We start from the raw sequence: 23475 nt of genomic DNA, 5'->3' as shown, positions 1-23475 counted from the left end.
AATCGTGCATCGCTTTTGGCGCTCTGCGTCCCGGGTGTTGTGCACTCGTTATGCCCCCGCCCCGCCCGTGCGCCCCGTCCGTGTGTCCGATCGGCCGTTTCCCGGGTGGTGATCGGCGCGCAGGGTGCTCATATGCTTCAGAATATTGTCAAAGTTGGGCATTCTTCCCGTGTGGTGACCCTGGAGGTACGGCCCCAACTGCTCGACGCCCTCTCCGCCCTGCGCGAGCGCGTCGCCGCCGCACGCTTTCCGCTGCCCCTCCCGGGTGCGCCCCGTGCGCGCGCCAACCGGGACGAGCTGCTGGCCCAACTCGACGACTACCTGGTACCCCGCCTCAGGGACCCGGACGCCCCGCTCCTCGCGGTGATCGGAGGTTCCACCGGGGCCGGGAAGTCCACCCTGGTCAACTCCCTCGTGGGCCGCCAGATCAGTGAGGCCGGCGTACTGCGGCCCACCACCCGGGTGCCCGTCCTGGCCTGCCACCCGGACGACCACCACTGGTTCAGCGGGCTGCGCGTCCTGCCCGGGCTGACCCGGGTCTGGCTGCCCCCGCAGGACCACCTGGGCGCCCCCGGCTACGGGGACCTCCAGGTGTCCGGCGGGCGCCGGGCCGGCGAAGGGCAGCTGAGGGTGGAGACCGCCAGCGCCCTGCCCCGGGGGCTGGCGCTGTTGGACGCACCCGACATCGACTCCCTGGTGGCGGAGAACCGGAGGTTGGCCGCCCGGCTGATCTGCGCCGCCGACATCTGGATCATGGTGACGACCCCGGCCAGGTACGCCGACGCGGTCCCCTGGCACCTGCTGCGCACCGCCAAGCAGTACGACGCGACGCTGGTGAGCGTGCTCGACCGGGTGCCCCACCAGCTGGTGACCGAGGTGTCCCGGCAGTACGCCGCCCTGCTGACCAAGGCCGGGCTCGGTGACGTACCCCGGTTCACCGTCCCCGAGTTGCCGGAATCGACGGGCGGCGGAGGGCTCCTGCCCCACACCGCGGTGGCCCCCCTGCGCGCCTGGCTGACCCAGCGGGCCCAGGAGCCGGGGGCCCGCGCGCACACCGTCATCCGTACGGCGGGCGGCGCCCTCGCGGCGCTGCGCTCCCGGATGCCGGAGCTCGCGGGCGCGGTCGCCGCCCAGCACGCCGCCGCGGTCCGGCTCACCTCCGTCGTCGAGGAGGTGTACGAGAGCGAGCAGGCGCGGGTGCGGGGGCGGCTGCGGAACGGGGCCGTCCTGGCCGGGGACGCCCTCAAGCGCTGGCGCAGCTACCCCCTGGACTGCGGCCCGGGTGAACTCCTCGACGCCCTGGTCGAGAGCACGAGCGCCTTGCTGCTGTGCTGCGTCACCGCCGCGGACGAGCGCATCGCCGAACGCTGGCGCAGGGAACCGGCGGCGGGCGCACCGGTGCTGACGGCACGTGATCCCGCCCAGGAGAGCGCCGAGCACCGGGTGGGCATGGCGGTGCGCCGGTGGCGCCGGGAGCTGGAGGAGTACTGCGAGGATGAGGTGCGGGACCTGGACAAGGCGCTGGCGCCCGACCCCGAGGCCGTCGCCGCGATGCTCGCGGTCCACCTGCTGGGCGGCCGGCGGGGACGGGCCGCGGGGGAGAGCCTGGCCGAGCGCATCGGGGCGCAGAGCGCGCTGCGCCTGCGGGACCGGGGCGGTCGGCTCGTCAGCGACTACGTGGAGAAGGTGTTCCACGGGGAGCGGGAGCGCCGGTTGGCCCCCCTGGACGCCCTGGAGGTCCACGCGGAGCCGCAGGCGGAGTTGATCGCCGCGCTGTCGGTGCTCCAACGGGAGCAGGGCCGTCCGGCCCGCGACGGGCGGGCTGGACGGGCAGAGCAACAGGGGCGGAGGGAGAGGTGACCGAGGTGACCGCGGTGACTGACCACACCAACCACGACAGTCGCACCGATCAGCCGGGCCACGGGGGCCGCGCGGAGCACGAGGTGCGCGCCGACTCCGTGTCCGGCGAGCCCCCCACGCACGCGGGGAGCGAGCGCCGGCTCCCTTCCGGCCACGCCGGCCAGCCCGGCGGCGCCACCGGAAGGGCGTCCGACCGCGGCCCCACTCCGCCGGGCGCCACCCGTTCGGGCGATGCCTCCGGAGCCCACGACGGTGACGGCGGTGCGTACGGCACGCACGGGGGCCACCGCCCGAGCGGTGCGGGCGGCCCCGAGCCGGAGGCGTCCGACCCGGGCCGTACCGGTGCGGCGGACGGACCGGACCGGGGCCGGGGCGGGCCGCGGCACGGCAGCGGTGCCCCGGCGGAGGGCACCGGCTGCGTCGCCGAACCGGTGTGGGACGACGGTCTGATCGCCCGTCGGACCACCGGGGCCGACGAACTCGCCGCAGCCGTCGGCACCCGCCACGAGGACGTCCCGGACCGTCCCGCGCCCCCGGGCTCCGCCCCCGTCGTCCTCGGGCCGCAGCTCCGGGGCCGCCTCGACGCGCTCCGGGAGCTGGTCGGCCTGTCCCGCGCCCGGCTCGAACGCTCCGCCCTGGCCGAAGCGGGGCGGGTGCTGGACGAGGCCGCGGCCCGCCGCAGGCTCTCCGACCGGCACACCGTGGTGGCCCTCGCGGGCGCCACCGGCAGCGGCAAGTCGACGCTGTTCAACACGCTCGCCGGGGTGACCATCTCCGACACCGGGGTGCGGCGGCCCACCACCTCGTCCCCCATCGCCTGCACCTGGACGGACGGTGCCGCCGGGCTCCTGGACCGGCTCGGCATCCAGGGCCGGCTGCGCCGCCGCCCCCTGGCCCACGCGCACACCGAGACGCCGCTGGACGGGCTCGTCCTGATCGATCTCCCCGACCACGACTCGGCCTCCGTCGCCCACCGCGAACAGGTGGACCGGGTGCTCGCCCTGGTGGACGCCGTCATCTGGGTGGTGGACCCGGAGAAGTACGCGGACGCCGTTCTCCACGAGCGCTACCTGCGGCCGATGGCCGGGCACGCCGAGGTGATGTTCGTGGTCCTCAACCAGGTGGACCGGCTGCCCGTGGACGCCGCCGACCAGGTGCTGGACGACCTGCGGCGGCTCCTGGACGAGGACGGCATCGCCCTCGGCGAGCACGACGAGCCGGGGGCCACGGTGCTCGCCCTCTCCGCACTCACCGGCGAGGGCATGGACCAACTGCGGGAGACCCTCGACCAGTTCCTGCGCACGCGCAGCGCCGCGGGCCGACGGATCGCGGCCGACGTGGACGCGGCGGCGTCCCGGCTGCGCCCGGTCTACGCCGCCGCCGGTCGTCCCGGGCTCACCGAACGCGCCCGGGACGAGTTCGCCGACCGGCTCTCCGAGGCCGTGGGGGCGAGCGCGGCGGGCCAGACCGCCGAACGGGCCTGGCGCCGGCACGCCCGCACCGCCTGCGGGACGCCGTGGCTGCGGTTGTGGCGCTGGTACGAGTCCCGCCGCGACCCCGTGTCGATGTTCGCCGGGACGCCGCTGCCCGTCGACGAGGAGGCCACCGCACGGCAACGGGTGGAGCAGGCGGTGCGGACGGTGGCCGAGCAGGCCGCGTCGGGACTGCCCGGGCCCTGGGCGTCGGCGGTGCGGGAGACGGCGGTGCGCGGTGCGGTCGGCCTGCCGGAGGCGCTCGACGGGCTCACCGAGGAGGCGGGGGCGCCGCCCCGCCCGCCGCGGCCCGGCTGGTGGCCGGTCGCCGTGTTCGCCCAGGCGTGCATGACGCTGCTGCAACTCGTCGGAGCGCTCTGGCTGGTGGCGCAGATCGCCGGGGTCATGGCGCCGAACCTGGGGGTTCCGGTCCTGCTGATGGTCATCGGCATCGTGGGTGGGCCCTGCGTGGAGTGGCTGTGCAGACTCGCGGCCCGGGGGCCGGCCCGGCGGTACGGGGCGGAGGCCGAGCGGCGGTTGCGCGAGGCCGCGGCGGCGTGCGGGCGGGCCCGGGTGCTCGATCCGGTGGCGGCGGAACTCCTGCGCTACCGCGAGGTGCGCGAACAGTACGCGCGGGTCACGGGAGCCGTTCCGGCGCCGGGCGGGCTGGCGGGAGCCGTGGACGGGGACGGCACGGCGCTGAGGTCTCACCCGTTCGGGTGAGCGAGTTATCCACAGGGCCGGGGGAGCCCACAGGGCTCAGCGGGAGGCACGGAAACCGGGGACTCTGGGGCGTGCGGTCGGACGACGGCGGGTCGGTCCCGTCCCGGCCGCACCGTGACCCGTACGGCCGGACCGTACGGGCACGGACGTGACCCGAGGGGGTACGCGATGAACGAGACGCTGGTCACGGTGGTCGGGAACGTGGCGACCGCGCCGGTCTTCAGGGAGTTCGGGACGGGCCGGGTCATCAGGTTCCGACTCGCGGTGACCTCCCGGTACTGGGACCGGACGGGCGGGGCCTGGGCGGACGGGCACACCAACTTCTTCACGGTGTGCGCGTGGCGCGGTCTCGCGGAGAACGCCATGGCCTCGCTCTCGGTGGGCGAACCGGTTTTGGTGCAGGGCCGGCTGAAGGTGCGCCAGGACGATCGGGGCGACGGCAAGCAGTGGTTCGCGGCGGAGATCGACGCCAGCGCCATCGGCCACGACCTCTCCCGGGGGACGAGCACCTTCCACCGCACGAGGACGGCGGTGCAGCGCGGGGGACCCGCGGACGGGGCGGGGGAGCCGGCCGCGGTCCGGTCCCGGACGGCGGACCCGTGGGACGGCGGGACCGTGGCCGGAGGCGTTCCGGCGGCGGTGGACGGGGTGCCGGCGGGCGGAGGGCTGGACCCGCTCGCGGTCTGACCTGGCCTCGGCGCGTGCGTGCGGCGCGGAGGCCGGGGGGCTCCGCACCGCACCCGCCCGCGGGACGTCGTGGGCCGGTTGTCGGCGCACGGTCAGGGGCCGTACGGCAGGGTTGATTTGTCGATACGCCCAGGTCGGAGGTGAGGAGGCGATAACGATTCCGAGTCGGAACGGTTATCCGACCGTATGTGTGGGGCGGTCGGTGCATGGCGTTTCTTAGGATGCCGGAACAGCTCAAGGAGCGTCTGATTCTGCTGGTGAGGACCTCTCCCCACGCCAACGGACCTCACCCGAAAGGGAATTCCGTGTTTGCAGCCAGCTCCCCTCTCAAGAGGGGTGCCGTTCGCCTCGCCGTCTCGGCCACTGCCTCCGGCATGCTCACCGCGGGCATGGTGGCCGGCGCCGCGATGGCCCGCGCGGAGGGCGAACCGCAGGGCCGGGGCGGTGCCGCGGCGACGCTCAGCGGGCTCAAGCTGTCGGGCGAGGCGGTCGTCCGGCGGGGGGACGAGGAACGCCGGGTCCAGGCCGGCCTGTTCGAGATGGCGGTGGACGGCGGCGGCACCCTGCGGACGTACGGCGTGGACCTCGACATGGCCACCCAGTGGGACGCCGAGTACCGGGAAGCCTCCTGGTCGAGCACCTCGCTGGGCGCCAACAGCGCGACCGGAAAGATCCGTTGGATCCTCCAGAACTCCTATCCGCAGGTGAACGACCTCGCCGACCTCGCCCGCCGGGCGGGGGCCGAGGGCCTCACCGAACAGGACGCCGCGGCCGGCACCCAGGTGGCGATCTGGCGCTACTCGGACGGCCCCGGCGCGCGGGTCCGTCCCCGGGACGGCGCGGATCGGGGGGACGCGGCAGCCGTCCCGCGGATCACCGCGACCGATCCGCAGGCCGAGCGGCTCGCGGACTACCTGGAGCGCACGGCACGGAGCCTGCCCGAACCCGTCGCGTCCCTGGCCCTCGACCGGACGACCTGGGCCACGCTGCTGACCGGGCCCGGGACGGAAGCCCCGCAGGGCCCGGCCGAGGAGTCCGGCACCGGACCGGCCGCGGAGGACCGCGCCACCGGGGCCAAGGAGCGCCCGGACGGGCCCGCCCGGGCGGCCGGGAGCGGAACGGAGCGCAAGGACGGCGGCCGGGTCGGCCCGGTCACGGTGCGCTCCGGCGGCGAGCGGGTGACGGTGACCCTCGATCCGGCCGCCCTCGCGAGCGGGGTGCGGATCGTCGACGCGCGGGGGGACCGGGTCACCGTCGCGGACGACGGCGACCGGCTCTACTTCGACCTGCCAGAAGGGGTGACGGCGGGAGCGGCGACCCTGGTGGTGCAGACCTCGACCACCGTGCCGGTCGGCCGGGCGTTCTCCTCGGGCAGCCGCAGCCAGACCCAGGTGCTCGCCGGCTCCAGCGAGTCGACGGTCTCCGCGACGGCCGAGGTGAACTGGGCGGGGAACGGCCCGATACCCGCCGTCTCCACCGAGAAGGACTGTGCGGACGGTTCCCTGTCGGTGACGGTGCGCAACGCCGGTGACGAGGAGTTCACCACGGAGCTGATGGGGAAGCGCACCGTGGTCGCCCCCGGACGCACCCGCACCGTGCCCATACCGCTCACCGAGGACCAGAGCTACGCCTTCTCCATCGCGGGCCCGGACGGCCACCAGCAGCGGATCAGCGGCATCCTCGACTGCCGCACCCGCAGCGGCGAAGTCACCGGGACCCGGGTCATGACGGCACCGAGCCCCGCCACCGCGGTGGATGCACCCGAGACGCGCACCCCCCGTTCCACGGACCTCGCCGCCACCGGCGGGTCGGCCGCCACCCCGGTGATCGCCGGGACGGCGATCACGCTCGTGGTCGGCGGCGGCGCCGTCATCCTCTTCCTGCGGACCCGGGACTCCCGGCCGCGGAGCTGACCCGGCACGGTCGGTGCCGGGTCGGCCCCGCCGGCTCGTCCCGCCCCGCCGGCTCGTCCCGCCGTGCCGGCGGACGGCGAGCGGGGATTTCGGTTGGTGCGGGCAGGTGCGGCAAGATGGGTACGTCTGCCCTCATGCGGCGGAGTCACATGCCGAGTCACATCGAGTCACATGTTGACACTTCAGGTATCAAGCTGTCGGACGGTTTCTCTTGGCTGAGTACATTTACACCATGCGCAAGGCGCGCAAGGCGCACGGCGACAAGGTGATCCTCGACGACGTCACCTTGAACTTCCTCCCCGGCGCCAAGATCGGTGTCGTCGGCCCCAACGGCGCCGGCAAGTCGACCGTGCTGAAGATCATGGCCGGCCTGGAGCAGCCGTCGAACGGCGACGCGTTCCTGTCCCCCGGCTACACGGTGGGCATCCTGCTCCAGGAGCCCCCGCTGGACGAGTCCAAGACGGTCCTGGAGAACGTGCAGGACGGCGTCGCCGGGATCAAGGGCAAGCTCGACCGCTTCAACGAGATCGCCGAGCAGATGGCGACCGACTACTCCGACGCGTTGCTGGAGGAGATGGGCAAGCTCCAGGAGGAGCTCGACCACGCCAACGCCTGGGACCTGGACGCCCAGCTGGAGCAGGCCATGGACGCCCTGGGCTGCCCGCCCGGCGACCTGCCGGTCACCAACCTCTCCGGTGGCGAGAAGCGCCGCGTGGCGCTCTGCAAGCTGCTGCTGGAGGCCCCCGACCTGCTGCTCCTCGACGAGCCCACCAACCACCTCGACGCCGAGTCGGTGAACTGGTTGGAGCAGCACCTCGCCAAGTACGCGGGCACCGTCGTCGCGATCACCCACGACCGGTACTTCCTCGACAACGTCGCCGAGTGGATCCTCGAACTCGACCGGGGTCGTGCCTACCCGTACGAGGGCAACTACTCCACCTACCTGGAGGCCAAGCAGAGCCGCCTCAAGGTCGAGGGCCAGAAGGACGCCAAGCGCGCCAAGCGGCTCAAGGAGGAGTTGGAGTGGGTCCGCTCCAACGCCAAGGGCCGCCAGGCCAAGTCCAAGGCGCGCCTCGCCCGCTACGAGGAGATGGCCGCCGAGGCCGAGAAGATGCGGAAGCTGGACTTCGAGGAGATCCAGATCCCGCCGGGCCCCCGCCTGGGCAGCATCGTGGTGGAGGTCAACAACCTCTCCAAGGCGTTCGGCGAGAAGGTGCTGATCGACGACCTGTCGTTCACCCTGCCGCGCAACGGCATCGTCGGCGTCATCGGCCCGAACGGCGCCGGCAAGACCACCCTGTTCAAGATGATCCAGGGCTTCGAGCAGCCGGACAGCGGCTCGATCAAGGTCGGCGAGACCGTCAAGATCTCCTACGTCGACCAGAGCCGGGAGAACATCGACCCCAAGAAGACGCTGTGGGCGGTCGTCTCCGACGAACTCGACTACATCAACGTCGGCCAGGTCGAGATGCCCTCGCGCGCCTACGTCAGCGCCTTCGGCTTCAAGGGGCCGGACCAGCAGAAGCCGGCCGGGGTCCTCTCCGGCGGTGAGCGCAACCGCCTCAACCTCGCGCTCACCCTCAAGCAGGGCGGCAACCTGCTGCTCCTCGACGAGCCGACCAACGACCTCGACGTCGAGACCCTGTCCTCGCTGGAGAACGCCCTGCTCGACTTCCCGGGCTGCGCCGTGGTCGTCTCCCACGACCGCTGGTTCCTGGACCGGGTCGCCACGCACATCCTGGCGTACGAGGGCGAGTCCAAGTGGTTCTGGTTCGAGGGCAACTTCGAGTCCTACGAGAAGAACAAGATCGAGCGCCTGGGCGCGGACGCGGCCCGTCCGCACCGGGCCACCTACAAGAAGCTCACCCGGGGCTGAGCGGCCGTGGCCCGTCACATCTACCGCTGTCCGCTGCGCTGGTCGGACATGGACGCCTTCGGGCACGTCAACAACGTGGTCTTCCTGCGGTACCTGGAGGAGGCCCGGATCGACTTCATGTTCCGGCTGGCGCCCGGTGACGGGTCCCCGTCGTTCTCCGGCGGCTCCGTCGTCGCCCGGCACGAGATCGACTACGTCCGCCCGCTGGTCCACCGGCACGAGCCGGTCGTCGTCGAGTCGTGGGTCACCGGCGTGCGCAACGCGTCGCTGACCATCGCCTACGAGGTCAAGGACCACGAGGGCGCCGAGGAGGTCTACGTCCGGGCGTCGACGGTGGTGGTCCCGTTCAACCTGGACACCCAGCGGCCCCGGCGGATCACCGAGGAGGAGCGGTCGTTCCTCCGGAAGTACCTGGCGCCCGGCGCCGACCAGAAGGAGGCCGTGCAGGCATGAGCCGGACGGTGGACTTCGCCGACGGCGGGGAGGCGGCCGACCTGGCCGCCTTCCTGGTCAGGCTGCTCCACTACGACCGCGGTGCGGCGGTCCGCCTCCAGGCGGCGGGCACCGCACTCGCGGTCTTCGGGCGCCCGCCCTCCTTCGAGGTGCTGGCCATCCGCACGGCTCGGCTCGCCACGCCGTACGCCCACGGCACCGAGGACGCGCTCGACATCACGGTGTCGGCGGGCGAACTGCTGGAGTCGATCGACGAGGCGGCGGGCACGGCCCGGATACCGGAGGCGGTGACCGGGCCGCCGTGGGCCGGTGTGCTGCCCCCGCGCGGTGGCTGGCAGCCGGAGCCCGGACTGCCGTCCGCCGCGGCGGTGCGCACCATGGTGGCGCAGGCGGTGGCCGACTTCCGGGCCCGTACCGAGGGGCTGGCCACCGGCGACCGCAGCCGGGCGGTGCTGGACCGCATCGGGCGGGAGGTGTGGTCCCGGCCGCTGGGCGACAGCGACCTGCCGGTACGGGCCGCGCACGCCGCCCAGGCCCTGGGGTTCCTGCCCGGCGCCCCCGCCACGGCCGAGGTGCCGCTGGCCCTGTTGGCCAGCGGCACCTGGCTGCGGTTGCGCACCCCGTTCGGTTCGGTGGCCGTCCGCCGCGTCGGTGCCGGCAGCCTGACCGTCACCCCGGCCTAGCGTCCGGCCCCTGTGGCGGAGGGCGTGATCAGGCGTCGGGCCAGACCCCGATGTGGTCCTCCTCGCGCTTGAGGAGGACCCGGTCGCGCATGCTCAGGCTCTCCGTGTACTCGGCGGGGAGCTGGAGCCGACCCGCCCGGTCGAGCATCGCGTACTCCCGGGCCACCAGGGACTCCTCGCCGGTGGCCGCGTCGACCTCGGTGCGACGCAGCACCTCCGTGGAGGTGCGGCCGTCCCGGATGGCGACCGTGCGGCGGACCTCGGAGGCGACGGCCTGGTCATGGGTGACGATCACGACGGTGGTGCCGAGCTGTTCGTTGGCCGTGCGGAAGGCCGCGAAGATCTGCTCGGCGGTGTGGGAGTCGAGTTCCCCGGTCGGTTCGTCGGCGAGCAGCACCGAGGGGCCGTTGGCCAGGGCGACCGCGATCGCCGTCCGCTGCTGCTGACCGCCGGACATCTGGTGCGGGTGTCGGTCGCGGCAGTCGGCGACCCGTAGCAGCCGCAGCAGGTCCACGGCCCGCTCGGCCCGGGCGCGCCGCCCCCGCGGCCCGCCGCGCCCGCCGTGCAACTGCATCGGCAGCGCCACGTTCTGAGCCGCCGTCAGATAGGGCAGGAGGTTGCGGGAGGTCTGCTGCCAGACGAAGCCCACCACGTCGCGGCGGTAGGCCAGCCGCTCCTTGGCGCCCATGGTCAGCAGGTCCCGGCCGGCGACGCTCGCGGCGCCCGCGGTGGGTTCGTCGAGTCCGGCGAGGATGTTCATCAGGGTCGACTTGCCGCTGCCGGAGGCTCCGACGAGGGCCATGAGTTCGCCCTCGCGCACCAGCAGGTCCAGCCCCTGGAGGGCCTGCACCTCGACGCCGTCGGTGGAGAAGATGCGCACCAGCCGGTCACAGCTGATCAGCGCGTCGTGCCCGTAGGCGGGGCGCTCGCGGCGGTCGGCGGCCCGTCGCTCCAACTCCGCGAGCGAGGTGCCCGGTCGCGGGGCGTCGGGGCCCTCCGGTCGGGTGGTGGTCATGGGGTGTGCTCCCGGAGGTGGCCTGTCGGGTGGGGTGCTGGGGGCCGGACGGAGCCGGGCGGGGTCATCGGTCGTCTCCCCACCGCAGTTCCCGGACCGCCTCGCGGCGCCCGGTCCACCACGCCTGCCCGGCGGCGACGCCCACGGTCAGGGCGACGACGGCGAGCGCGGGCACCACCAGCGACCACGGGTCCGGGCGCAGCCCGGGGATGCCGGCGGGCAGTCGGCCGCCGTGCGCGGCGAGCGCCACGGCTGTCAGATCGGTGCCCGGTGCCAGCAGCCGGACGGCCGCCCAGCCGGCGGCGATCCCGCCGGCGGCGGCCAGCAGCGCGGGCGGGAGCGACTCCAGCACGAGGAGGCGGCGTCCGTCCCGCCGGGGCAGGCCCATGGTGCGCAGCCGGGCCAGGAGCGCGGCCCGCTCCGGGGCGGTGCGGGCCAGGGAGAGCAGCAGGGCGAGCGCGGCGAAGCCGGCGCCCGCGGCCACGGCGGCCGTGTAGACGCGTTCGGCACCGAGTTGGAGGGGCGAGTCGGTGTACCGGGCGCGCTCCGCCTCCCGCAGGTGGACCACGGCGTCCGGCCCGCCGGCGGTGCGGAGCGCGGCGGGGTCGAGGTTCCGGCCGGTGAGGAACAGGGCGTTCGGCCGCAGCGGACGCCCCAGCGCGTCGGCGTCCACGACCAGGAAGTGTTCGGTGGACATCGCCGGGGTCACCGGGCGGACCACGGCGATCCGCACGGTCAGACGCCGGTCGTCGACGCGCACGGTGACCGGGCCGCGGCCGAGGCGGGCGGCGGTGGCGGGCGAGGCGAGCACGGGGACGGCCCGGCCGTCGTCGTGCGCGGCCGGGCCCCGGACGAGGGCCCGGGCCGGGAACGCTCCCACGCCCATCCGGCGGGACAGATCGGCGTATGGACGCGCGTTGACCACGGCCAGCGGCATCCGGGTGTCGGTGTCCCCGCCGCCCGCGGCCTCCGCCGCCTCCAGGGACCGCAGCGGATCGTCCTGCCCGGCCCCGTCCGCCGGATCGGCGCCGACCACCTGGGCGTCGTAGTCGACGGCGACGGCCGTCATCGTCTCCACCCCCGGGGCCTGACGGACCCGCTGCGGCAGGTGGCACGGGAAGGGGTACCGGCTGTCGACGCGGGCGTCGGCACCGGTCGCCAACAGGGCCGCCCGGTCCCGGGTGTCGGCCACCCCGGCCAGGACGCTGCCGCCGAAGGCGGCCGTGGTCAGCGCGGTCAGCAGCGCCAGCAACGGCAGGGCCGTCGAGGAGGCCCCGCGGGCCGCACGCGCCAGCGCCAGGTGCCCCAGCAGACCGCGCAACCGGCGGGCGGGGGCCGTGAGCAGCCGCAGCGGCAGCGGATACAGCCGGACCAGCAACAGCGCGGCGATCACCCCGATCAGCACCGGGGCCAGCGCCACCAGTGCGCCGCCGTCCTCGGCGCCCCGTCCGCGCAGCGTGGCGACGGCGCCCACCGCGAGGACGAGCAGGGTGAGTTCGGCGACGGCGCGCCGCCGCGAGGGGCGCGCGGCGGTCAGGTCGTCGCGGTCCGTGCCGATGCGCACCGACCGGTGATCGGCCAGGGCGCGCAGCGGCAGCGCCAGACAGGCCACCAGGGTCACGGCCGCGGCGGCCAGCGCCGCCGGCCACCACCGCCCCCCGGGCAGGGCCAGCAGCGCGACCGTCAGGCCGGTCGCGCCGGCGGGCACCGCGACCACCGCGGTCTCCGCGAGCAGCCTGCCGGCCAGTCCCGGGAGGGAGGCGCCGCGGGCCCGCAGCACGGTCAGTTCGGCGCGACGACGCCCCGCGGCGAGGCCGCCGGCCATCAGGAGCACCACCAGCGCCACGGCGGCCGTGCCCGCCACCGCCACGGTCACCAGGGGCATGACACCGTCACGGAGTGCGCCGTACCGGGTGAGGACGTCGTCCAGCTCCGTGTCGGCCACGGTGTTGGCGTCGACCGCGCGGCGCACCTCCAACAGGGCCGTCCCGTTGACGGCGGAGGCCAGGGCGGACTGGGCGCTCCCGAGGTCCGCGCCGGTCATTCCGTCGCTGCCGGGCGCGATCTGCCAGTACCGCTCGGGGGTGCCCGCGGTGCCCAGGAGGGCCGGGGCGGCATCGGGGTGCAGCAACAGCGCGCCGAGCCAGTACACCGGCGGATCGGGTTCCCGGGAGGGGACGCGGACCAGGGAGGGGGTGCGCAGCACCTGCTGCGTGGACCAGTAGGGACCCCGCGGGTCCCGGGGAGTGACGATGCCGGTGATCCGCACGGTCAGCGGGGAGCGGGCCACGCCCGGGACGCGGAGCACGGAGCCCGTCGCGATGTTCAGCCGGGCCGCGGTCTCCACGGTGACGGCCGCTTCCACCGCGGGGGTGCCCAGGGTGACGGCGTCCTGGACGCGGGGCAGCCGTCCGGTGCGGACCCGGGCGTGCGCGTCCAGGCCGTGCTGGGCGGCCAGCACGAACCGCGGGGACAGCCCGCGCGGACGGGGCAGCCACCGCTCGGACACCTCCGGCGGGTCGGCGGTGCGCACCCCGTACGAGGAGCGGGCGCGGTCCGCGGTGAGCGGGGCGGGCAGCGCGTCGACCACCGCGTCGTACCCCCGGCGCAGGGCGGCCCCGCGCAGCGCCGCCTCCCGCTCGGCGGCGGAGGCGCTGAGGCTGTGCTGCGGTGCGGTGAACCGGAGCGCGGCCTGCGCCGGGGAGGCGTCGGCCAGGGCGTGCCGCAGCCCGTCGTCGCGGAGGGAGTCCAGGGCGAGCGGGAACCCGGCGGCGAGCGCCGCGGTGACCGCGGCGAGGAGGGCCAGTGCCAGGGCGGCGCCCCGGGCGGTGCGTAGTCGGGTGCGGACCCACGGGGCGGGGAGTGGGCGCCGGCCGGCCGCCCCGGCCGGCGGACCGTCCGCTGCCGTGGGGGCGCCCGGTCCGGTGGGGTCGGCTGCCGGGTCGTGCACCGTTCGCTCGTTCACAGTCCGCCTGTTCGCCGCCCGCCGCTCCGCCGGCAGGTCGCTCGTCGTGGGCTCCGGGGCGTTGCCGGGGTCCCGGTGGGTGGGGTGTTGGCCGTGGTGGGGGACCGGCGCCGCCTGGGGGTCGCGGGCCGGGGGCCGGTGGTGTGCGGAGTCGTCGGGGTCGTCGGGTCCGGTGCCTTCCGGGAGGCGGCCGTGCGCGGTCATCGCTCCACCGCCGCCGTGAGGGCGGTCGCCAGGTGGGCGGGCCGGCGGAGGGTGAGGGCCGCGGTGATGAGCAGCGGACCCGCGGCGACCAGTGCGAGCAGCAGCGCCACCCGGCCGGCGGGCAGTTCGACGAGGACCGGTGGCACGGGGCGGGTGGCGTCCGGCGTCAACAGGATCAACGGGACCACCGCCCGGGTCAGCACGGTGCCCAGTGCCGCCCCCACCAGGAGCGCCAGCCCCACCAGTACGCCCTGTTCCACCGCGACCAGTCGGGCCAGCTGGCGCCGGGGAGCGCCGAGGGCGCGCAACACGGCGAACTCGGCGGCGCGTTCGCGCAGCGCGCCCGCCGTGCTGACCCCGAAGCCCACGGCCGCGAGCGCCGCCGCCGCGATGGCCACCGCGGTCAGCGCCGCGCCGGGCCCGGCACCCAGCGGGTCGTCCCGCAGCCCGTGGGCGATCTCGTCCCGCACCTGCACGGTGGCCGGGTCGGTGTCGGACCGGGCGCGCAGCGCCGCGGCGGCGTCCGCCGCCCGGCCCGGCTCGGTGTGCAGCCACCACTCGGTGGGCGACACCCCCGTGCCGTCCCGTTGGGTCAGGATGCGGTTGACCGCCGTGAGGTCCAGCAGCAGCGCCCCGCCGTCCCGGTCGCTCGCGGCGGCGGACGCGACGGGCCCGCCCCCCGTGCCCGGGGCGCTCGCGGGGCCCCGCTCCTCCGGTCCGGTGGTGGGCAGCGCACGCACGCTGCGGTCGATCCGCACCGGCACGTTGGTGCCGCCGATCGCCACCTCCACCCGGTCGCCGGTGCGGGCCCCCAGGACCTTCAGGTACTGGTCGGTGGCGACGGCCGAGACCTCCTCCGGCACCGGCCGTTCGGCCATCAACCGCACGGTCACGGTGTTCCCCCCGCCGGGCAGCCACAGCTCCTCGTCGGTGTACCCGGTGCGGTAGCCGGCGGTCAGCGAGGTTCCGGCGTCCTCCCGGACGGTGATCCTCGGCGGGGTGGGGCGGGCCGCCCCGGTCGCGGCGTCCTCCGCCCCGGTGGCCGAGGACTGCCCCTGCCAGCGGGTGCCGAGCCGCACCGCGCGGGCCGGCTCCCCGACCGAGGCCGAGGCGCGCAGGGCCTCCCACCCGAGCACGTGGTGCCGGGCGCGCCCCACCGGTTGGGGGGCGTCCAACTCCAGGCCGATGAGGGTCAACGGCCCGGCGGGCCCGCCGGCGTCGCCCGCACCCACCAGGTCCACGGGGAGCGTGCGGGTCCGTCCGTCGGCCGGCAGCGTCCCGGCGGACAGCCGGTACGAGAGCCCGTGGACGTCCTCCAGCAGGGCGGAGACCTGCGGCGGCTCCGGCCGCTCGGTGCCCTCCGGAGCCTTTGCATCCGCCCGGTCGGTCGGGTCGGCACCGAGCCGGAGGTCGAGTTCGAGGCGGGTGGTGCCGGGCGGGAGCGGGGTGCCGGTGGGCCCGGTGGCGCTCGGCGGCGCGGGGCGTCCGTCGGCGGGGTCACCGAGGTCCTCGCGGGTCAGCAGGTGCCGGGCGCCGCGGGCGGTGTCCAGGGCGAGGATCGTCGCCTCGCGACCGCCCGACAACGGGGTCGTGGCCCGCAGCGCGGGCACCGCCTCCCGGACTCCGGGCAGCCGTGCGTACCGGCCGGCCTCCCCCAGCTCCGCCGCGCCGGCGGTCTCCACCCGCACCTGGGCGCCCGCCCGGAAGTCGGCCTGGTCCTCCTGGGAGCGGTCCCACGACGAGCCCTGGCCGATCGCCAGGATGCCCATCGCCACCGCGAGGACCAGCAGCAGCACCGGCCCGGCCCCGCGCAGCGGCCGGCGGCTGAGCTGCCAGCCGGCGAGCGCGGCGATCAGTCCGCGGCCCCCGGCCGCCCGGCGTTCGGCGAGCCGGGCGGCGGGCGGCAGCAGCCGCAGGACCAGGACCGTGCCGGCGAGCAGGGCGAGTGCCGGCGCCACCACCAGCAGCGGGTCGATGCCCACCCCGGGCTGCCCGGTCCGCCGGTCGAGCTGCCAGTAGGCCACGCCCGCGACCGCCACCAGCGCCAGGTCCGCACCGGCCCGCAGCGGCCCGGGCAGCGTCCGGGCCCGGCCCCGCTCGGCTCCTTCGCGGGTGAGCGCGGGCAGGGTCACGGCGAGCGCGCAGCCCAGCGCGACGGCCCCGGAGACCAGCCACACCCCGCCGGAGGCCACGCCGTCCACCCGGAGGCCGATCCGGGCCAGCGCGCCCTGCCCGGCGAGCCGTTCGGTCAGCGGTCCCGCCAGCAGCGGGGCGAGGAGGGCGGCGGGCAGCGCCAACATCAGCGCCTCCACCGCGGCGAGCGCGCCCACCCGGCCGCGGGAGGCGCCGCGGGCCCGCAGCAGCCCGGTCTCCCCGGCCCGTTCGGTGCTCAGCAGCCGGGCCACCAGCAGCAGGGTGTAGCCGGCGAGCAGCCCGAGTTGCAGGGCCACCAGGAGCAAGGTGGAACGGGACACCAGGGTGGCGCGTTCGGCCCGGTCCAGGACCCCGGGCAGACCGGTGGTGACCTCCTTGCTGCCGCGGAGCGCGGGGGAGCCCCGCAGGCCGTCGGTGCCCTCCCGGGCCGCCTCGCGCAGCGCGTCGATCCGGTCGGTGGTCATCCGGGAGAAGTCGGCGACCGCGAGCCAGGCGGTCTCCCCTGAGCTGACCCGCCCCGCGTCGGCGAGCACCGCCGGGTCGGTCAGCAGCGGGCCGTAGGTGGCGAAGGACACCTTCTGGGCGCCCCGGCCGCGCAGGGCGTCCAGCTGCCAGTAGGGGGATTCGGCGGTGACCGGGCGGTAGACGCCCACGACCCGGACCCGGACCGGGGGGCCGTCCAGCCGGTCGGTCAGGGTCAGGGCGGAGTCCGGCCCCCCGGGGCGCAGCCCCAGCTCCGCCGCGGCCGTCTCCGGCAGCGCCACCTCGACCTCGCCCCGGCGGGAGGCGTCGGGGTGGCGGCCCCCGATGATCCGGACCTGACTGGCGTCGAGGGCGCCGAAGTGCGTGAGGTACGGGTTGCCCTCGCGGGCGGCGGGCGGCTGGAGGGAGCGGGGGAGCGCGTAGGGGCCGGAACGCGCCATGGTCCGGGTGGTGAACGGCAGCCCGTCGAAGGCGGTGCGGGCCGCGTCCCAGACGGCTTGGCCCGCGGTCTCGGTGGCCCGCCGTTCGGAGGGCATCAGGGGCGCCCTGGCGATCAGCGCGGTGGCGGCGGTGTCCCGGGTCCGCAGCGAGTGGCGCAGTGCGGCGTCCCCGATGCCGCCGGAGAAGGCGGCGAGGGTCGCCAGGACCGTGGTCGTCAGGACCACGGCGATCAGTGCGGCGCCCAGCAACAGCCGGTGCGCCCGGACGCGCGCCAGTACGAACCCTGTCACTGCTTGTTCCCGCCCCCGCGTTCCGCTGCTCGCCCTGCGCCGTTCCCACGTGCTCCCGCCCCCGCGGGCGCTCCCCGTGCTCCGGCGCGTGCACGGGCCGGGCGTACGGGGGGCTCCTGGATGTTTTCAGAGTGTGCGGGGGAGCGGAAGGGGCTGCGGGGGCGGGGAACGGAAAACGGGACGCCCGGTCCGCTCAGCGGACCGGGCGGGGCGGAACGCCCCGGGACGGCCGTCAGGGGGCGGGGGCCGGGACCCCGCTCAGCCCGGCGTGTTGATCATCGAGGCGGCGGCGTACGTCATGTACCGCCACAGCTCCTCCTCGTGCTCCGGCGCGAGCCCCAGCTCGTCCACCGCGTCCCGCATGTGCCGCAGCCAGGCGTCGTGCGCGGCCCGGTCCACGACGAACGGGGCGTGCCGCATCCGGAGCCGGGGGTGGCCCCGCTGTTCGCTGTAGGTGCGGGGGCCGCCCCAGTACTGCATCAGGAACAGGGCGAACCGCTCCTCGGCGGGGCCCAGGTCCTCCTCCGGGTACATGGGGCGGAGCAGGGGGTCCTCGGCGACGCCCTGGTAGAACCGGTGGACCAGCCGGCGGAAGGTCTCCTCGCCGCCGACCTGCTCGTAGAAGGTCTGCTCCTGAAGGGTGCCGCGCCGAATCTCGTTCACGCCCTCCATGGTCTCAGACGGCTCGGCCCAGGACCCGGGTCCTAGGTCCCGGCGGAGTGCGGGGCACGGGGCCGGGGCGGCAGCCGGGCTCGGCGCGACCGGGCCGCCGTCCGCGGACGGCGGTGGCGCCTCGTTCGCCCCCGGCGCGCCGACGCAGCACAGTGGAGGCATGGGCGCGCACCACCCCGGTCGTCCCCCGGACCCGTACGCCGACCTGGCCGACGTCGCGGCCGAGGCCCGGGCGGGCATGCTGCGGACGATCGAGGCCAGCGGGGGCTGGGACGCCGATCCGAGCTGGCGCACCGCCTTCGCCGAGGTGCCCCGGCACCTCTTCGTCCCCTCGTACTGGATCGGCGGGGGCAACGGTCACGACCGGCTGCGGGGCGGTGACCCGGACCCGGCACGCCGGGTCCGCTGGATGCGCGGGGCCTACGTGGACGCCCCGCTGGCCACCCGGCTGCGGGACGGGGAGCTGCTCTCCTCCTCCAGCCAGCCCTCGCTGATGGCCCGGATGCTCGCCGAACTGCGGGTCGGCGAGGAGGACCGGGTGCTGGAGATCGGGGCGGGCACCGGCTACAACGCCGCCCTGCTCGCACACCGGGTCGGCGAGGAACGGGTGACGACCGTCGACCTGGACCCGGAGATCACCGAGTCCGCGCGGGCCCATCTGCACAGTGCCGGGTACGCGCCGACGGTGGTCACCGGGGACGGTGCGCTGGGCTGTCCCGAGCGGGCGCCCTTCGACCGGATCGTGGCGACCTGCACCCTGCCGTCGGTGCCGCGGGCCTGGCTCGCCCAGTGCGCCCCGGGCGCCCTGGTCCTCGCCCCGCTGGCCACGGGACTGATCCGGCTCGTGGTCGACGGCCCCGAGCAGGCCGAGGGCCGCTTCCTGCACACCTCGGCGTACTTCGTTCCGCTGCGGGGCGCCGCCCGGCGGACCGAGGCCATCCCGCCGGGGAGCCTGCCCCGCCGGGCGCTGCACAGCGAACTGTTCCAGTTCCTGCTGGCGCTGACGGCCGGCGTCCTGGACCCGCGCGATGCGCTCGGCCTGTGGCTGCGCGAGGGGCGACCGGCCCGCGAACGGTACGGCGTCACCGTGCGGGGGCCGTACGTCTGGAGCTGGTTGGACGACCCGGAGGGGCCCTACGCCTGGCCGCTGCCGGAGGCGTGACGGGCCCGGCAGCGGCGGACCGCGGTGGTGGTCCGACCGTCGGTGGACGGTCGGACCGCGACGACGGGCGTTCAGCCCCGGTGGATGGTGATGGTCGTCCAGGCGCCCACGTGGACCCGGTCCCCGTCCTGGAGCGGCACCGGGATGTACGACTGGATCGGCTCGTCGGAACCGTTGACCGTGGTGCCGTTGGTGGACCCCTGATCGACGATCGCCCAACTCCCGCCCGTCTGCTGCACCAGCACCGCGTGCTGGTGCGAGACGCCCGGGTCCTCCGGGGGCACCGCCAGGTCGATGTCCGGCACCTCGCCGGTGGCGTGCCGGCGGCGGCCGATGGTGATCTGGTTGCCGATGAGCTGGTGCTGCTTCTGCGGTGCGAACGCCGGCAGGTTCAACCCGGCGGCCTCCGGTCCGGACCGCTGCATCATGGACATGAAGTACTCGCGGTCCGGGCCGATGGTGACCGACCAGGTGTCCGAGGGCGCGAAGCCGACCGGTCCGGCCTGGGCGTGCGGCGGGTGGCCGCCGCCCGGACCCGCCCCGGGGCCCGCGGGCCCGTTCGGGGCCGGCCCGGAGCCGGTCGCTGCCGAGGGCGGGGAGATGACCCAGTCGTCGTCACCGCCGAAGCCCTGACCGGGCGGCGAGGGCGGCGGGCCGGGCTGTCCGGCCTCCGGGAACCCCGGGTACGGCGGCGGGGCCGGGGGGCCGCCCTGCCGGAAGGCGGCGGGGGCGCCCGGAGCGCCGGGCCCCGGGGGCGGCGGACCGGCCGGGTTCTCGCCGAAGGGCGGGAACGGCTCGGCGGGGCGGTTCACCGGGGCGGACCGGGCGCCCTGGTGCCCGAACGCGTCCTGCCCCGAGCCCATGCCGGGAGGTCCGGGCGGGCCACCGGGGTGGTGCGATGCGCTCGGCGGGCCGCCGGGGCCGCCGGGGCCCGGACCGCCCGGGCCGGGGAAGCGGCCGGGCGGCGGGCCGCTCTGACCGGCCGCCGGACGCGGGGCCACCGGGGTGTAGGAGGTCGCCTTGTTGGTGATGAAGTTCCACCGGCACTCCTCGCAGAACGGCGCACCGCCCTCGCGGGGGGTCCGGCACTGCGGGCAGTACTCGGGCTGAGCGGGAGGGTGCCCACCGCCGGGTGCGCCGCCCGGCGCGGGCGGCGGGAAGCCGTAACCGGGCGGGGGCGGGGGCACGGCACCGTCGATGCGATGACCGCACACCTCGCACCAGTCGTCGGAACCCGAGTGGTGTCCGTTCGGGCAGGTCGGCATGTCGGCGCCTCCCCCTCTCCTCTTCCGGCACCCGGGCCGGAGCTCGGTCCGCCCGGCCGGGGCCGGGGCGGGGCACGGCGGTCAGGCCGTTGCTCCCTGCTGTCTTCGCTGTCTGCTGGCTTACTTCTTGACGCGGACGGTCTTGGTGGACCGGGTTTCGAGAGTCATCTCGTCCGCCTCCGCAACCTTCGCCTTCAGTCGCACAGTACCCGCAGCGGCATCGACCACGTCCACCACCTTCGCCAGCAACTTGGAGGTGTCCTCGTTTCCGGATGCGCTGGCGAGTTGCACCGCGCGCCCCAACTTGGCCGTGGCACCGCCCAGGTCGCCGGCCTTGCGGGCGTCCAGCCCCTGCTGGATGACGTCCGCCAGTTCGGCCTGCCCGGTGTAGTGCGCGACCTGCGGATTGATGGAGGTGGAGGCGGCCATGTCGTCCGTCCACACCGCGCGGACCAGGCCCTGCGCGAGGGTCTCGACGGCGCCGTCCGGCAGCGGGGCCACCAACGAGACCCGGGCCGCCAGCATCTCCTGACCGACCCCGGCCGACGGCACCCGGACGCACAGGTGGAAGTCGCGGGACTCGTCGCCCCAGGAACCGGTCGGATAGTCCCCGACCCGGGTCCCGGCCTCGGTGCGTCGGGCCGTCAGTTCCTCGACGTTCGGGGCGACCTGCTTGACGAACGCCACCTCGGCGCCCACCGGCGTCCACAGCCGCAGGGCGACGTCCGCGACGCCCTTGCCCATCGCCGCCCCCATCATCCGGGTGAAGTCGGCGGAGAGCCCCGCCGGGTCGGCGACGATGTCCGCCGAGCCGAGCAGTGCGGAGGCGATGCCTGTGACTTCTTTCACTTCCCAGTCGGTGCCCACCCCGCGGGCGTCACAGGTGAAGCGCCCCGCGCACGCGTCGAGCGCCTCGCGCAGCGCCTCGGGCGCCTCGTGTTCGTTGCGTCCGTCGGTCAGCAGGATGCCGTGCCGGATCGGGACGTCGGCCGTGGCGAGCAGCGCATCGGCGAGGCGCAGCCAGGTGCCGATGGCGGTGCCGCCGCCCGCGGTCAGGCTCCGCAACGCCTCCGTGGCGTCCGCCCGGGTCCGCTCGTCCGCCACGGCCAGGCCCCCGCCCCGGGGATAGACCTCCCGGGCGAGGTGCGTTCCGGCGACGACCGCGAACCGGACCCCGTCCCGCAGCGCCGCGATCGCCGCCGCCGTCGCCTCGCGGGCGCCCCGCAGCTTGGTCGCCGGGTAGTCCATCGAGCCCGAGCAGTCGACCATGATCACCACGGCGGCGCCGGGTCCGTGCCCCGGGTCGTGCGGGCCGGCGGAACCGGGGCCGGCGGTGCCGCCGGTGCGGGTCACCGTGACGACCGCGTTGACCTCGCGCCCGCCCTCCGGCAGGAACTCGTTCTGGTAGACGTCCACCGAGAACCGCGGGACGGACGGCTTCGAGAAGTTGGCCATGGATGCACTCCCCCTTGCTTCCCACGGCGCGTGGGCGTGTTGCGTGTCCACCGGGGACGTCCGATCGACGCCCCCGCGGAGACCGGCCCGGGCGACGGGCCGGCGTGTTCCGCCGGCCCGCGGTCGGGCCCGTCCGACCGGCGGTCGGACGGTGCGTGCGTCAGGCCGATCCTGCCCCCCGCCCGGGGGAGGGGAACGGCACCAGCGCCACTGTTACGTTGTCGTGGCCCCCGCCCTCCAGGGCGTGGGAGACCAGCGCCCGGGCGGCTGCCAACGGCTGCCGCCCGGCGTCCGGGGCCAGGACCGCGGCCATGTCCTGCGCCGACTCGGCGTAGTTCCACAGCCCGTCCGTGCACACCACCACCACACCGGCCCGGTCCGGCTTGAACGACACGGTGTGCGGCTCCAGTTCGTAGGCGTCGGCGCCCAACCAGCCGGTGATGGCGTGGGCGCGTTCGTCGGCGTACGCCTCCGCCTCGCTCATCAGACCCGCCGCCACCATCTGCGCGGCCCACGAGTCGTCCTCGGTGAGCCGGGCCGAAGGCGCCGCCCGGTCCGCCGGCACCCAGTAGGCCCGGCTGTCGCCGACCCATCCGATCACCAGCAACTCGCCCACCACGATCGCCCCGACCACGGTGCACGCCGGCGCGTTCTGATGGGCGGAGCCACCGTCCCCGGCGGTCGGGTCCTCCTCGGCGAGCGCGTTCACCGCCTCGGAGGCGGCCACGATCGCCCGGTGCATGGCCTGCTGGGGGTGGACGCCGCGCGGCAACAGGTCGAGCGCGCACTCGCTGGCGGCCCGGGACGCGGCGAGGGACGCCTCGTCGGGGCGGCTCGCCGAGGACACCCCGTCGCAGACGATCGCGACCACCGCCGGCGAGCCGTCCGGCAGTGCAGCCGCGGCCACCGCGTACGCGTCCTCGTTGCGGTGGTGGCGCAGCCCGCGGTCGCTCACCGCGGCCACCGCGTCCAAGGCCGTCTCCATGTGGTCCCGTTCCCGGGGCTGGGCCTTCCCGCAGGTCTCGCAGTACGCGTCCCGGGAGACCGGGCCCACCGCGCAGAACACGCACCGCCTCACGGGCGCGCCCGCCGGCGGGGCGGCGGCCCGCGGGTCGGCCGAAGCCGGTGCCGTGGCCGCGGTGTCGCCCGACGACCCCGCCGGACCGCCCGCCCCGGAGGGCGCCGACTGCTCGGACGGCGCCGACGAGGCGGAGGACGCCCCGGCCGGGGCGGGCAGCGGGTAGCCCTCGGCGTCGAGGGCGCCGCGCCCGGCCGCCCGGTCGGCTGCCGCCGCGGGGGAGTGGCCCGGGTGCTCGTAGGCGTGGTCGGTCCGGTACTCCGGTGCCCGTGTCACCGGGTGCCCGCCCGGGTGGGAGGGGAGCTGCCCGCCGCCCGAGGTGCGCCCGGAGATGTCGCTCGGCAGGTGGACCGGCGCCGAGACGCCCCCGTTCACCCCCGAGGGCTCGGGCCAGCGCACCGGGCCCGGCACCGCGCCCGCCCGGCCCGGAGGCGAGGAGAGCGGCGACGGGACGTCCATCACGAGGGTCGGACGGTCCTGCTCGGCGCCCGGTCCCGCGCCGGCAGTCACTGACGACACGTCATGACCGCAGACGCCGCAGAACCGGTCGCCCGGCTCCAGAGGCTCCGTACACCTGGGGCACCGCGGTCCGGCGGCCGAGCGGGGTTGCTGCGACGACATCAC

The 23475-nt window shown here is 75.8% G+C and carries 15 protein-coding genes; 8 read left to right on the top strand and 7 right to left on the bottom strand.

Going from position 1 to position 23475, the window contains the following annotated elements; all coding sequences use genetic code 11:
* Nucleotides 1–171: 171 nt before the first annotated feature.
* The 7 genes from ABT092_RS13510 (at nt 172) to ABT092_RS13480 (ending at nt 9667) form a co-directional block, all read left to right on the top strand.
* Entirely contained in the window at nt 172–1860 is a 1689-nt protein-coding gene (locus tag ABT092_RS13510) for an ATP-binding protein (protein ID WP_351243191.1), read from the top strand.
* A gap of 5 nt (nt 1861–1865) precedes the next feature.
* Nucleotides 1866–4055, top strand: a complete 2190-nt coding sequence (locus ABT092_RS13505; RefSeq protein ID WP_351243189.1) for a GTP-binding protein — start codon at nt 1866–1868, stop codon at nt 4053–4055.
* A 168-nt stretch (nt 4056–4223) separates the two neighbouring features.
* Nucleotides 4224–4742, top strand: a complete 519-nt coding sequence (locus ABT092_RS13500; protein WP_351243187.1) for a single-stranded DNA-binding protein — start codon at nt 4224–4226, stop codon at nt 4740–4742.
* A gap of 374 nt (nt 4743–5116) precedes the next feature.
* Complete coding sequence (locus ABT092_RS13495; RefSeq protein ID WP_351243185.1) at nt 5117–6655, top strand: TQXA domain-containing protein; 1539 nt, start codon at nt 5117–5119, stop codon at nt 6653–6655.
* 211 nt (nt 6656–6866) lie between these two features.
* Complete coding sequence (gene ettA / locus ABT092_RS13490) at nt 6867–8531, top strand: energy-dependent translational throttle protein EttA (protein ID WP_351243183.1); 1665 nt, start codon at nt 6867–6869, stop codon at nt 8529–8531.
* Nucleotides 8532–8537: 6 nt separating this feature from the next.
* Nucleotides 8538–8984: an acyl-CoA thioesterase gene (locus ABT092_RS13485; RefSeq protein ID WP_351243181.1), complete on the top strand. Its 447-nt coding sequence runs from the start codon at nt 8538–8540 to the stop codon at nt 8982–8984.
* Nucleotides 8981–9667: a DUF8185 domain-containing protein gene (locus ABT092_RS13480; protein WP_351243179.1), complete on the top strand. Its 687-nt coding sequence runs from the start codon at nt 8981–8983 to the stop codon at nt 9665–9667. Before ABT092_RS13485 ends, ABT092_RS13480 begins: the two co-directional genes overlap by 4 nt.
* A gap of 28 nt (nt 9668–9695) precedes the next feature.
* On the opposite strand, the gene ABT092_RS13475 is transcribed toward ABT092_RS13480, so the two are convergent.
* The 4 genes from ABT092_RS13475 to ABT092_RS13460 all read right to left on the bottom strand — a co-directional run bounded on the left by ABT092_RS13475 (nt 9696) and on the right by ABT092_RS13460 (nt 17891).
* The gene (locus ABT092_RS13475) at nt 9696–10682 is read right to left on the bottom strand and encodes an ABC transporter ATP-binding protein (protein ID WP_351243177.1); all 987 of its coding nucleotides are present in this window, start codon (nt 10680–10682) and stop codon (nt 9696–9698) included.
* A gap of 64 nt (nt 10683–10746) precedes the next feature.
* Entirely contained in the window at nt 10747–13851 is a 3105-nt protein-coding gene (locus ABT092_RS13470) for an FtsX-like permease family protein (RefSeq protein WP_351243175.1), read from the bottom strand.
* The gene (locus tag ABT092_RS13465; RefSeq protein ID WP_351243173.1) at nt 13848–17219 is read right to left on the bottom strand and encodes an FtsX-like permease family protein; all 3372 of its coding nucleotides are present in this window, start codon (nt 17217–17219) and stop codon (nt 13848–13850) included. Before ABT092_RS13465 ends, ABT092_RS13470 begins: the two co-directional genes overlap by 4 nt.
* Nucleotides 17220–17477: 258 nt before the next feature.
* The gene (locus ABT092_RS13460) at nt 17478–17891 is read right to left on the bottom strand and encodes a globin (protein ID WP_351243171.1); all 414 of its coding nucleotides are present in this window, start codon (nt 17889–17891) and stop codon (nt 17478–17480) included.
* A 160-nt stretch (nt 17892–18051) separates the two neighbouring features.
* On the opposite strand from ABT092_RS13460, the gene ABT092_RS13455 reads away from it, so the two are divergent.
* Complete coding sequence (locus ABT092_RS13455; protein WP_351243169.1) at nt 18052–19053, top strand: methyltransferase domain-containing protein; 1002 nt, start codon at nt 18052–18054, stop codon at nt 19051–19053.
* Between the two features lie 71 nt (nt 19054–19124).
* Here the strand turns inward: ABT092_RS13455 and ABT092_RS13450 are convergent, their stop codons facing one another.
* The 3 genes from ABT092_RS13450 to ABT092_RS13440 form a co-directional block, all read right to left on the bottom strand.
* Nucleotides 19125–20318 (bottom strand): FHA domain-containing protein, encoded by a 1194-nt coding sequence (locus ABT092_RS13450; protein WP_351243167.1) that lies wholly within the window; start codon nt 20316–20318, stop codon nt 19125–19127.
* 120 nt (nt 20319–20438) lie between these two features.
* The gene (locus ABT092_RS13445; RefSeq protein WP_351243165.1) at nt 20439–21773 is read right to left on the bottom strand and encodes a vWA domain-containing protein; all 1335 of its coding nucleotides are present in this window, start codon (nt 21771–21773) and stop codon (nt 20439–20441) included.
* A gap of 160 nt (nt 21774–21933) precedes the next feature.
* On the bottom strand, nt 21934–23472 hold the full coding sequence (locus ABT092_RS13440) for a protein phosphatase 2C domain-containing protein (protein WP_351243163.1): 1539 nt from the start codon (nt 23470–23472) through the stop codon (nt 21934–21936).
* Between the last annotated feature and the right edge of the window lie 3 nt (nt 23473–23475).

It is taken from the genome of Streptomyces sp. NPDC002490 (assembly GCF_040296045.1).
Taxonomy (GTDB): domain Bacteria; phylum Actinomycetota; class Actinomycetes; order Streptomycetales; family Streptomycetaceae; genus Streptomyces.
The sequence above is the reverse complement of the archived record's forward strand: the minus strand, read 5'-3'. Positions and strand labels throughout refer to the sequence as shown.